At 36.6% G+C, this 12,723-nt stretch carries 10 protein-coding genes, 2 rRNA genes and 1 other annotated feature (1 of these 13 only partly in view); all 12 genes read right to left on the bottom strand.

The features are described 5' to 3' along the window. Positions 1-52: a binding site (T-box leader), on the bottom strand (it extends 168 nt beyond the left edge of the window). 42 nt (positions 53-94) lie between these two features. Beyond that, entirely contained in the window at positions 95-1,555 is a 1,461-nt protein-coding gene (gene gltX / locus ACFCYN_RS15955) for a glutamate--tRNA ligase (protein ID WP_172446625.1), read from the bottom strand. A gap of 42 nt (positions 1,556-1,597) precedes the next feature. Further along, positions 1,598-2,077, bottom strand: a complete 480-nt coding sequence (gene ispF, locus ACFCYN_RS15950; protein WP_172446624.1) for a 2-C-methyl-D-erythritol 2,4-cyclodiphosphate synthase — start codon at positions 2,075-2,077, stop codon at positions 1,598-1,600. A gap of 11 nt (positions 2,078-2,088) precedes the next feature. Continuing rightward, the gene (ispD, locus tag ACFCYN_RS15945; RefSeq protein ID WP_172446623.1) at positions 2,089-2,775 is read right to left on the bottom strand and encodes a 2-C-methyl-D-erythritol 4-phosphate cytidylyltransferase; all 687 of its coding nucleotides are present in this window, start codon (positions 2,773-2,775) and stop codon (positions 2,089-2,091) included. Between the two features lie 20 nt (positions 2,776-2,795). After that, positions 2,796-3,866 (bottom strand): PIN/TRAM domain-containing protein, encoded by a 1,071-nt coding sequence (locus ACFCYN_RS15940; protein WP_172446622.1) that lies wholly within the window; start codon positions 3,864-3,866, stop codon positions 2,796-2,798. An 80-nt stretch (positions 3,867-3,946) separates the two neighbouring features. Further along, positions 3,947-5,020 (bottom strand): DNA integrity scanning diadenylate cyclase DisA, encoded by a 1,074-nt coding sequence (gene disA / locus ACFCYN_RS15935; RefSeq protein ID WP_098121835.1) that lies wholly within the window; start codon positions 5,018-5,020, stop codon positions 3,947-3,949. A 2-nt stretch (positions 5,021-5,022) separates the two neighbouring features. Then, positions 5,023-6,399, bottom strand: coding sequence for a DNA repair protein RadA (radA, locus tag ACFCYN_RS15930; protein ID WP_098121834.1), 1,377 nt, complete (start codon positions 6,397-6,399; stop codon positions 5,023-5,025). 178 nt (positions 6,400-6,577) lie between these two features. After that, complete coding sequence (gene clpC, locus ACFCYN_RS15925) at positions 6,578-9,019, bottom strand: ATP-dependent protease ATP-binding subunit ClpC (protein WP_172446621.1); 2,442 nt, start codon at positions 9,017-9,019, stop codon at positions 6,578-6,580. Between the two features lie 20 nt (positions 9,020-9,039). Beyond that, positions 9,040-10,107 (bottom strand): protein-arginine kinase McsB, encoded by a 1,068-nt coding sequence (gene mcsB / locus ACFCYN_RS15920; protein WP_375950314.1) that lies wholly within the window; start codon positions 10,105-10,107, stop codon positions 9,040-9,042. A gap of 3 nt (positions 10,108-10,110) precedes the next feature. After that, a complete protein-coding gene (gene mcsA, locus ACFCYN_RS15915; protein WP_375950312.1) occupies positions 10,111-10,659 on the bottom strand; it encodes a protein-arginine kinase activator protein McsA in 549 nt (182 codons plus the stop codon). A 19-nt stretch (positions 10,660-10,678) separates the two neighbouring features. Beyond that, positions 10,679-11,140: a CtsR family transcriptional regulator gene (locus tag ACFCYN_RS15910; protein ID WP_172446618.1), complete on the bottom strand. Its 462-nt coding sequence runs from the start codon at positions 11,138-11,140 to the stop codon at positions 10,679-10,681. A gap of 408 nt (positions 11,141-11,548) precedes the next feature. Continuing rightward, positions 11,549-11,664 (bottom strand): 5S ribosomal RNA (gene rrf / locus ACFCYN_RS15905). A 56-nt stretch (positions 11,665-11,720) separates the two neighbouring features. Then, positions 11,721-12,723, bottom strand: a 23S ribosomal RNA gene (locus ACFCYN_RS15900); the annotation flags it as partial.

Raw genomic sequence — 12,723 nt, 5'->3', positions numbered from 1 at the left:
ATTCTCTCTGGGTAACGAGTAAACATGTACTTTTCCCTATCAACATTTTACCTATATGAATATTACTTATATATATTACAAATTTAACAAAATGTTAACCAATAATTTTTTGTAAACGAGCAATTACTTTTTCTTTTCCTAATAAAGTCATCGCAGCTGGTAATTCCGGACCATGACATTGACCAGTTGTCGCAACACGAATTGGCATAAATAATTTTTTACCTTTTTGACCAGTTGACTTTTGAACTGATTTCATTGCTGCTTTGATTGAATCAACTGTAAACTCTTCAGATGCGTTAAGCTCTTCAACTAATGCTGAAAGTACATCCTTCACTTGCTCTTCTGAAATAACAGTTTGTTCTTCTTCACCGAAAGTTAATTCTTCTTTAAAGAATAGACTTGATAATTCAACGATTTCTGCACCAAAGCTCATTTGATCTTGATATAAAGCAACTAAATTTGTTACCCATAGATTTTCATCCGCAGTGCGTTCTTCATTAACAAAACCAGCTTTAATTAGATGTGGTAATGAAATTTCTACTACTTTTTCTAACGGCTGCTCTTTAATATATCGATTGTTAATCCAAGTTAGTTTTTGCTTATCAAACATAGCTGGAGCAGAACTTAAACGGCTAGGATCGAAAATTTTAATAAATTCTTCTTCGCTGAAAATTTCTTCCTCACCAACTGGTGACCAGCCAAGAAGAGCAATAAAGTTAAATAACGCTTCTGGTAAGTAACCAAGGTTTTGATATTGTTCAATAAATTGTAAGACAGATTCATCACGTTTAGAAAGCTTTTTACGATTTTCGTTTACGATAACCGCCATGTGACCGAAACCTGGAGCATCCCAATTTAATGCACGATAAACCATTAATTGTTTAGGCGTATTTGAAATATGCTCTTCTCCACGAAGTACGTGACTAATTTTCATTAATGCATCATCAACTACTACCGCGTAGTTGTAAGTAGCAATTCCGTTCTTTTTAACAAGAACCCAGTCACCAATATCTTTCGATTCGAACTTAATATTTCCACGAACGATATCTTCCCACTCATAAGTATCATTAGCAGGAACTGCAAAACGAATTGTGTATTCTGCACCCGCTGATTCTTTAGTAGCTCGATCTTCGTCTGTTAAATGACGACATTTTCCGCTATAACGTGTAGTTGGAAGTCCAGAAGCTATTTGTGCTTCACGTTCTGCTGTAAGTTCTTCCTCTGTACAATAACATTTATACGCATGTCCACTTTCAATTAACTCATTAGCATATTGCTTGTATAGGTCTAGTCTTTCTAACTGACGATAAGGACCGTACTCGCCACCTTTATCTGGACCTTCATTCCAATCAATACCTAACCAACGTAAATATTTCGCTTGGCTTTCTTCGCCACCTTCAACATTACGCTCAATATCAGTATCCTCTATACGTAGTACCATATCACCATTAAAATGTTTAGCAAATAAATAGACATATAACGCAGTACGTGCATTTCCAATATGTAAATGACCCGTTGGACTAGGTGCATAACGAACTCTTACTCTATTTGACATTTATAGACACTCTCCACTGAATAATTAATATACTTTATTAGTTTAAGCCTTCTTCTGTAACAATACAACTGCTTGGGAAGCAATTCCTTCTTTTCTTCCTGTAAAACCTAACTTTTCAGTTGTTGTCGCTTTTACATTAATACGATCGGCTGTCGTTTCAAGCAATTCTGCTATTCGATCTCTCATGACTTGTATATATGGTGCCATTTTTGGTGCTTGAGCAATGATTGTGCAGTCCGCATTTACTAGCTCATAGCCTTTTTCTTTTACAATTTGAAATACATGCTGTAGTAGCTTTGCAGAGTCGGCATCCTTGAATTCGGGATCCGTATCTGGAAAATGTTTTCCGATATCTCCTTCTCCAACAGCTCCTAATAAAGCATCTGATATAGTATGAAGGAGTACATCAGCATCAGAATGACCTAATAAACCTAATTCATACGGGATTTCTATTCCACCTATAATTAAAGGACGATTTTCCGCAAATGCATGGACATCAAATCCTTGTCCTATTCTAAACATATAAGCACCTTCTAACCTCTATATTGTTCATAGATTGTTTCGGCAAAAAACAAATCTTCTTTTGTTGTTACTTTAATATTATTATAATCTCCATTTACTACAAAAACTTTACTTCCGTTCCATTCAACTAAGCTTGCATCATCAGTTCCTAAATATCCAGCCTGGGTTGCTTTTTGATGCGCCTCAAGTAAACATTTATATGTAAATGCTTGGGGAGTCTGTACTCCCCATAATGTAGAACGATCGATTGTTTCAACCACTTCTTGATTAACAACCTTCTTTATTGTATCTTTCATCGGAACCGCACAGATAACCGCCTCATGCTCTTCCATCTCACTAAGAATCCGATTAATAACCGAGTTAGTCACAAAAGGTCTTGCTCCATCATGTACTAAAACTAAGCTCTCAGAATCTTTTATTGAATCTAAACCGTTATAGACACTTTCCTGTCTTTCTGAGCCACCCTTTACAAAGGTTATTTTTTGCTTAATAAAGTTTGGTAAATTTAACGTTTCAAAGAACTGATTCTCTGATTCTTTTATTGGTAAGATAATCTCAGTACAACGCTCATCTTCACCAAATACTTTTAAAGTCAATTCAATAATTGGTGAGTTCATTATTTTTATAAATAATTTATTGAAGCCTGCACCCATGCGAGAGCCAGATCCCGCTGCTGGAATGATGACCTTATATTGCATTTTACGTTTACCCCTCTAACTTACTTTACTTTTGCAAATATCATACGTCCTGCAGAAGTTTGTAGTACACTCGTAACCACTGTTTCTACTCGTTTTCCAATCGATTCTTTACCGTCTTCTACAACAATCATTGTGCCATCATCTAAATAAGCCACACCTTGTAGTTTTTCTTTACCTTCTTTTACGACAAATGCCGTTAATACTTCTCCAGGTAGCACTACTGGCTTAATTGCATTCGCAAGGTCATTAATATTCCAAACTTTAATTTGTTGAAGTTCACTTACTTTATTTAAATTAAAGTCATTCGTCACTAAAATACCATGTTTTAATTTTGCAAGCTTAACTAACTTTGCGTCAACTTCAGGAACATCTTCAAAATCACCTTCGTAGACTTCTACCTTCATAGCAAGCTCTTTTTGGATTCTGTTTAGAATATCTAATCCTCTTCGTCCTCTATTTCGTTTTAATGTATCTGAAGAATCTGCAATATATTGTAGTTCTGCTAATACGAATTGTGGAATCACAATTGTTCCTTCGATGAATCCAGTCTGACATATATCAGCAATTCGACCATCGATGATTACACTTGTATCTAATATTTTCACTGGTATTTCCGCTATTTCCTGTTCTTCAGCGGCTTTTTTCTTAGCTGACCTTGAAGATAAGGTAAACAAACTTAATAATTCTTCTCTTTTTTTAATTCCAACTTGAAAGCCTAAATAGCCTAATAAAATCGTAACAACTATTTGTATAATTGATGAAACGTATTGCAATCTAATTGAGTCAATTGGCAATGAAATAAGAAATGCCAGAATAAGTCCAAAAACAAGTCCTAAACTACCAAACAAAATCATTGAAATAGGAGCTTTTAATAATTTTTCCTCAATATACTTGATAAATGTTACTGTTGGATCAACTAACCAAAGCGATAAAATAAAAAAGATCACCGCTCCACTTAAAGCTTGCACATATGAATTATGCAAAATATTAGGCATATCTGTTTTTAACAGTTTATCTAATAGTGGAAAAAGCACTAAACCTAGCGTACTTCCGACAAAGATATAAATAACTTGAACGATCCTCTTTATCACTTCGCCACCTCCTTTAAATAAATAATTATATATTATAGGTTAACTAAAAATATAATCAACTCTATCTTAGACGAAATAACTTAGTTATGTCTATTGATATACAGTTGCTCCTGAATTCGCTTTAAACCTTCTTTGATTTTCTTCGCACGAATTTCACCAATTCCATCTACGTCGTCTAACTCGGCAAGGGTAGCTTTGTAGATCCCTTTAAGATGCTTAAACCGCTGTGTTAAATTTTCAATTACTAATGGCGGTAATCTAGATATTTTCATCAACATTCGGTAACCTCTTGGTTCTACCATTTCCTCAAGATTCGTGTTATTTGGATAACCAAGCAATTTAATAATGGCATGGTCCTCTAACAATTCTTCATTGGCTAATTCTTGTAGCTTTAACAAGATTGTCTTTGGATCTTGTTCCTTATTATAATGATAATCCTTTATTAAAAGTAATGCCTCCTCCTCAAGGTCCGAAATTATCTCTATTAACTGTAGTTCGATTAACCTTCCTTCATCACCAAGCTCAATTACATAGTTATTAATTTCATTTTTTATTCGAAGTACCATTTCTACGCTATGTAAAACATTTACGACTTCAAATAAAGTAACTAACTCTTCGAACTCTAAAATACTAAGTGAAGTTATCCCTTGATTCCATACAATCTTATATTTCTCAAGGGTTTGAATCGCCTGATTTGCTTTTGTTAAAATTACGCCAATGTCTCGCAAAGTATACCGCAAGTTCCCTTTATAGAGTGTAATAACATTACGTCTTTGTGAAATAGCGATTACTAAGTTTCCGGTCTGCCTTGAAACACGCTCTGCTGTTCGATGACGCATACCAGTTTCTTTTGTAAAGATCGATTGATCCGGAATTAATTGTGCATTAGCTAATAGGATTTTTGTCCCACTTTCATTTAAAATAAGTGCTCCATCCATTTTTGCTAATTCATATAAACTCGCTGGAGAGAAAGGGTCATTAATATGAAATCCTCCATCGACCATTTCCTTTGTTTCATCATTAAAGCCAAGTACAATTAATCCGCCAGTTTGTGCCCGAAGTACATTGTCTATGCCATCACGCAAAGGTGTACCCGGAGAGATCATTTGTAAAACTGGCAACATTGATTTAGCTTTTTGTTTTTGATCTTCCATTTCTACCCTCCTAACACGTATTTTAGTGCCTCATGTACTGTATTAACACCTATTATTTCCATTCCTTCAGGAAAACTCCATCCTCCAATATTTTTTGATGGAATTATTGCTCTTTTAAATCCAAGCTTTGCCGCTTCTTGTACTCTTTGCTCAATTCTAGATACTCTTCGCACTTCTCCAGTTAAACCAATCTCACCAATTACTACATCTGTAGGATTTGTGGGCTTATCTTGGAAGCTTGAAGCTATACTTACTGCGACTGCTAAATCAACGGCTGGTTCATCTAACTTCAGACCTCCGGCAACTTTTAAATAAGCATCTTGATTTTGCAACAATAGCCCCATTCTCTTTTCTAAAACGGCCATTATTAGAGATACTCTATTATGGTCTATACCTGTTGCCATGCGTCTTGCATTCCCAAAGCTTGTAGGTGAAACTAGTGCCTGTAACTCTACAAGTACCGGTCTAGTTCCCTCCATCGAGGCTACAACTGTTGAACCAGCTACTCCAAATGGCCTTTCTTCTAGAAATATTTCAGATGGATTTAGTACCTCCACCAATCCTAGCTCTTTCATCTCAAATATACCAGTCTCATTAGTAGATCCAAAACGATTTTTAACCGCTCTTAATATGCGATATGTATGATGTCTTTCACCTTCAAAATATAACACTGCATCTACCATATGTTCCAATAATCGTGGGCCAGCAATTGCACCCTCTTTTGTCACATGACCTACAATGAAAATCGGAATACCTTTTGTCTTTGCGATTTTCATTAATTCCGATGTACATTCTCGAACTTGAGAAACGCTACCTGGAGCAGATGTTACTTCTTGTAAATAGATTGTTTGAATCGAATCGATTACTACAAAATCTGGTGCCATTTCATCCATATATCTCGCAATATAAGACAAATCCGTTTCTGATAAAACATATAAGTTTTGAGTAGCGACACCTAGACGTTCTGCTCTTAATTTAATTTGCTTCTGAGATTCTTCCCCTGAAACATATAAAACTTTATGATCCTTTTTAGCTAATTGAGATGAAACCTGTAAGAGCATCGTAGATTTACCAATTCCAGGATCACCACCAATTAAAACTAATGAACCTAAAACGATTCCACCGCCTAATACGCGGTTAAACTCTTCGAAGGAAGTTCCAATACGAGTTTCATTGCCTAATTCAACTTCCATAATCGAAATAGGTCTAGTCCCTTCTGTTGTAGCATTTGTATTAAAAGTTAACCTCCTAGAACTAGGCGGTTGTTCGATAAACTCAACCATTGTATTCCACTCATTACATGCAGGACACTTTCCGACCCACTTAACCGATTCGCACCCACATGATTGACACACGAATTTAGTTTTCTTTTTAGCCATATGTATAGTACCTCTTTTGTTACATGATTTTCTATATTAATAGAGTATGTATTCTAAGTATATCCTAACGCTTTTTTGATATAAGAAAAAGGGCTTCACGCCCTTTTTCACAAATTAGATAACTTTACAATCAAATGTTCAAAATTCCTTCACAAAAAGACATGAACTTTATCACTACTTATTGATTTACAGTTTCAACCGCTGGTTTAATAACATACTCGTTATCCTGTACATCAAGAACGACCTTTCGACCTTTCTCAATATTACCTTTTAATAACTCTTCAGATAAACGATCTTCTACTTGTTTTTGAATCGCTCTTCTTAATGGACGAGCACCATATTCAGCATCGAATCCTTCATCAGAAATTTTATCGATCGCTGCATCTGACAACTCTAAATCAATTTCTTGTTCTTTTAAACGTTTCGTTAAGCTATTAACCATTAAGTGAACAATCTCTTTAATATGTTTCTTCTCTAATGAATGGAATACAATTGTTTCATCAATACGGTTTAGGAATTCTGGACGGAATGCTTTTTTCAGTTCCTCCAATACTTTCCCTTTCATATCTTTATAATCTTTTTCACCATCATTAATATTGAATCCAACATATTTATTTGTTTTTAAAGCACTTGCCCCGACATTTGATGTCATGATCACAAGCGTATTTCTAAAATCAACTGTACGTCCTTTTGAATCAGTTAAACGGCCATCCTCTAATACTTGAAGTAAGATATTAAACACATCCGGATGAGCTTTCTCAATTTCATCTAGTAAAATTACTGAGTAAGGTTTACGTCTAACTTTCTCAGTTAATTGACCGCCTTCATCGTATCCTACATATCCTGGAGGTGCCCCTACTAAACGAGAAGTTGCGTGTTTTTCCATGTACTCTGACATATCAATTCGAATCATTGCATCTTCATCACCGAAAATTGTTTCAGCTAATGCACGCGCTAATTCTGTTTTACCTACCCCTGTAGGCCCTAGGAAAATAAATGAACCTATCGGACGCTTTGGATCCTTTAATCCCGCTCTAGCACGTCGTACAGCTTTAGAAACTGCTACAACAGCCTCTTCTTGACCAATTAATCGCTTATGAAGAACACTTTCCATATTTAACAGTTTATCTGCCTCTGTTTGTGCTAATTTTGTAACTGGGATATTCGTCCATGATGACACAACATTTGCGATATCTTCTACAGTTACTTCAGAATTTTCTTTGCCTTGTTTTTCTTTCCACTGACGTTTCGTATCTTCTAATTGTTCACGTAGCCTTTGTTCAGAATCTCTTAATGATGCTGCTTTTTCAAACTCTTGACTTTGAACAGCTGCATCTTTTTCTTTGCGAACTTCTTCTAACTTTAATTCTAACTCTTTTAAGTTCGGCGGTGTTGTAAAGCTACGTAAACGTACTTTAGATCCTGCCTCATCAATTACGTCAATCGCTTTATCCGGTAAGAAACGGTCTGTAATATATCGGTCTGATAGTTTTACAGCTTCAATAATTGATTGATCAGAAATTGATACTCTATGATGCGCCTCATATCGGTCACGTAAACCTTGAAGAATTTGAATTGACTCTTCTACGCTTGGTTGGTCGACTTGAATTGGTTGGAAGCGACGCTCTAATGCAGCATCCTTTTCAATATATTTTCGGTATTCATCAATTGTTGTAGCGCCGATACATTGTAGTTCACCACGTGCTAATGATGGCTTTAAGATATTAGAAGCATCAATTGCACCTTCAGCTCCACCTGCACCAATTAATGTATGAAGTTCATCAATGAAAAGAATAATATTACCAGCTTGGCGAATTTCATCCATTACCTTTTTCAAACGGTCTTCAAATTCACCACGGTACTTAGTTCCTGCTACTACAGTACCCATATCAAGAGTCATTACTCGTTTATCTCTTAAAATTTCTGGCACTTCATTATTAACAATTTGCTGAGCCAACCCTTCCGCAATTGCAGTTTTACCTACACCTGGCTCACCAATTAATACTGGATTATTTTTTGTACGACGACTTAATACTTCAATAACTCGTTGAATTTCTTTACTACGTCCAATTACTGGATCTAAGCGGCCTTCTCTAGCCGATACTGTTAAATCACGAGCTAAGCTGTCTAATGTTGGAGTATTTGCTTGGTTTGCAGAACCATTTTGATGATTAGACGAACTTTCATTACTCCCTAACAATTGAAGGACTTGTTGGCGAGCTTTATTTAAGCTAACACCAAGATTATTTAATACTCTTGCTGCTACACCTTCTCCTTCTCTAATTAGACCTAATAGAATATGTTCTGTTCCTACATAAGAATGGCCTAATTTACGAGCTTCATCCATTGATAATTCAATTACTTTTTTAGCTCTCGGTGTGTAATGAACTGTTTGAGCTACTCCTTGGCCGCGTCCTATTAATGTTTCTACTTCTTGTTGCACTTTTTCTGGACTTAATCCAAGAGCAAGTAATGCCTTTGCTGCAATACCTTCTCCTTCACGAACAAGCCCTAGTAAAATATGTTCTGTACCTATATTTGAGTGTCCAATTCGGATTGCCTCTTCTTGAGAAAGAGCTAATACTTTTTGAGCACGTTCTGTAAATCGACCAAACATCATAATTGGTTCCTCCCATATAATTAATTATTTTTATCAGATAGTCTTTCGCGTATTAGTGATGCCCTCTTAATATCCCTTTCCTCAGGAGTAAGTTGATCACCTACGAATTGTTGTAAAATACCTGGTTGAGTTAATATCATTAATTCATGTAAAAAGTTTTTAGATAAACCTTGAATTAATCCTAAATCAATCCCTAATTGTACGTCTGATAAACATTTAGCACTTTCCTTTGTCTCTATTATTCTCCCGTACTTCAAAGTACCGAGAGAACGAAAAACTCGATCCTCTAAGCGAATTAAGGAGGTTCTGGCAAGTGCGTCTCTTGCTGATTTTTCATGTTTTATCAGTTGTTGTACAATTGTCGTTAAATCTTCTATTATCTCTTCTTCCGATTTCCCTAAAGTAATTTGATTTGAAATCTGAAAGATATTACCTAAAGCTTCGCTACCTTCACCGTAAATTCCTCTTACAACTAATCCAAGTTGATTAATTGTAGGAATTAATCGGTTAAATTGTTTTGTTATGACTAGCGCCGGAAGATGCATCATCACTGAAGCTCTCAATCCGGTACCAACATTTGTAGGGCAGCTCGTTAAGTAGCCTATTGTTTCATCAAAAGCATATTCAAGCTGACTCTCTATATAATTATCAATATGATTCGCTTGAGTAAGTGCCTCTCTAAGTTGTAACCCAGGAAATAAAGCCTGAATACGTAAATGATCTTCTTCATTTATCATTATGCTAATTTGTTCATCTTGAGATAGTATACATGAGCCATGTACGGACTCTTGAACTAAATTAGGACTTATTAAATGCTTCTCAATTAGTACTCTCTTCTCTACTGGTTCTAACTTATTAATTTCAATATATTCAAAAGGTCCATTTGGTAAAGCTGTACTACCTTCAAAATAATGTTTAACTAAATGACAAATTTCTTTAGCTTTATCTTGGCTAAGTAGCGATGGGTACAAATATGCATTAAAGTTTCTAGCTAACCTAATACGGCTGCTTAAGACTATATCGTCATCAGGACCTTCTTGTTTCATCCATGGACTAATTGCCTCATTAATAATACGGTCAATAGACATAATTTACTCCACCTCCTTTTGAAGGGCTTGTAAATCTCTTTCAAGATCACGGATCTCATCCCGAACCTTAATTGCCTGCTCAAAATTCTCACTATCAATAAAATTTTTCATTTGAGACTTCAAATCTTGTAGCTTTCTCTTTAAAGAGATAGTCCCATTTATCTTTTGAGGTAACTTACCTGTGTGCGTTGCATTACCGCTATGAATTCTTTTAACAATTGGTTTCATCTGATCCATAAATGTTTCATAACAAGTTGAACAACCTAAACGTCCAATCTTAGTAAACTTTTGAAAAGTCATCTTGCATCTAGGACATTCAATATGTGGATCATGATGAATTTTATTTTTCTTCATTTCATAAATACCAGTATTTCCTTTAAACAATCCAGCTAACAGATCATTTACAGAATAACCACCTATTTCAGAAAAAATATATTTATTGTTTGATTCAGTTGCACATTTCTCACATAGGCGTATATCTGTTTTTTCACCATTAATAATTTTAGAATAGTGTAATGTTGCCGGACGTTCTTGACATTCTTGACAAATCATTATGGGCAACCTCCATACTCTATTTAAACTTTAAGCTTCTTAGCATTGCTTTGAACATTCTTGCTCTTAACTCATCTCGATAAGGTAAATTTACCATTATTACTGAACGGTCTAATACGCTTAACATCATCTTGGCTTCACGTTGGGTAATTACACTATTCTCAAGCAGTAATCGAATATAGTCTTCAGAGCTAGACTGTGCAATATTACTACTAAAGCTGTCTAATATTTGATCAATTACACTCGCTTTATCATGAAATTGCACTTTAATAATTCGAATATACCCTCCTCCACCACGTTTACTTTCAACTACGTATCCTCGTTCTAAAGTGAATCTTGTATTTATTACATAATTTATTTGAGAAGGAACACAGTCGAATTTATTCGCTATTTCACTTCTTTTTATTTCGACATAATCTTTATCTGATATGTCAAAGTAGTGCATTAGATATTGTTCAATGATATCTGATATGTTTTTCATCTATTTACCACCTTTACTGACTTTGACTATCTTTGACTATTATTATATTCCTTTCATAAAAAAATTCAACTATTATCTCTTTATCATTTTTTCCAAACTACTTTGCTCTTAATCTTTTTTTGTACGATTAAGAAAGTATAAATTGGAAGCGGTCAAGAAAGACGATATAGTTTCCGATTTTACGCATTAAGTATATGTACCATTACTCTTCTTTTTTCACCTACAGGCTTGCTAATCGGTCAGCATTATTTATCAGTATAAATATATATATGTTTAACATTTCTTTTAAGAAGCTTTTTTTCCTCTAGATTTTACTAAAAAAATTACTTAGACGAGTAGCAATTGTAAAATTGTTGACAATTTATTGCACAAAAAAACATCAGCCTAATAGCTGATGTTTTTGTTTTAACCAGGCGACGTTCTACTCTCACAGGGGGAAACCCCCAACTACCATCGACGCAAAAGAGCTTAACTGCCGTGTTCGGTATGGGAACGGGTGTGACCTCTTTGCCATAATCACCTGATTTACCTGAGTTGTACTTCGTACCCTCAAAACTAGATAATGTCATTATCAAACTTGTTAGTTAAGTCCTCGACCGATTAGTATCAGTCAGCTCCACATGTCACCATGCTTCCACCTCTGACCTATCAACCTGATCGTCTCTCAGGGGTCTTACTAGCTTAACGCTATGGGAAATCTCATCTTGAGGGGGGCTTCATGCTTAGATGCTTTCAGCACTTATCCCTTCCACACATAGCTACCCAGCCATGCTCTTGGCAGAACAACTGGTACACCAGCGGTGTGTCCATCCCGGTCCTCTCGTACTAAGGACAGCTCCTCTCAAATTTCCTGCGCCCACGACGGATAGGGACCGAACTGTCTCACGACGTTCTGAACCCAGCTCGCGTACCGCTTTAATGGGCGAACAGCCCAACCCTTGGGACCGACTACAGCCCCAGGATGCGATGAGCCGACATCGAGGTGCCAAACCTCCCCGTCGATGTGGACTCTTGGGGGAGATAAGCCTGTTATCCCCGGGGTAGCTTTTATCCGTTGAGCGATGGCCCTTCCATGCGGAACCACCGGATCACTAAGCCCGACTTTCGTCCCTGCTCGACTTGTAGGTCTCGCAGTCAAGCTCCCTTATGCCTTTACACTCTTCGAATGATTTCCAACCATTCTGAGGGAACCTTTGGGCGCCTCCGTTACTCTTTAGGAGGCGACCGCCCCAGTCAAACTGCCCACCTGACACTGTCTCCGAGCCGGATAACGGCTCTAGGTTAGAATTTCAATACAGCCAGGGTAGTATCCCACCGACGCCTCCACCGAAGCTAGCGCTCCGGCTTCACAGGCTCCTACCTATCCTGTACAAGCTGTACCAAAATTCAATATCAAGCTGCAGTAAAGCTCCACGGGGTCTTTCCGTCCTGTCGCGGGTAACCTGCATCTTCACAGGTACTATAATTTCACCGAGTCTATGGTTGAGACAGTGCCCAAATCGTTACGCCTTTCGTGCGGGTCGGAACTTACCCGACAAGGAATTTCGCTACCTTAGGACCGTTATAGTTACGGCCGCCGTTTA

This window comes from Gottfriedia sp. NPDC056225, from assembly GCF_042267765.1.
Classification (GTDB): domain Bacteria; phylum Bacillota; class Bacilli; order Bacillales; family Bacillaceae_G; genus Gottfriedia.
This window is presented reverse-complemented; position numbering and strand designations above follow the sequence as displayed.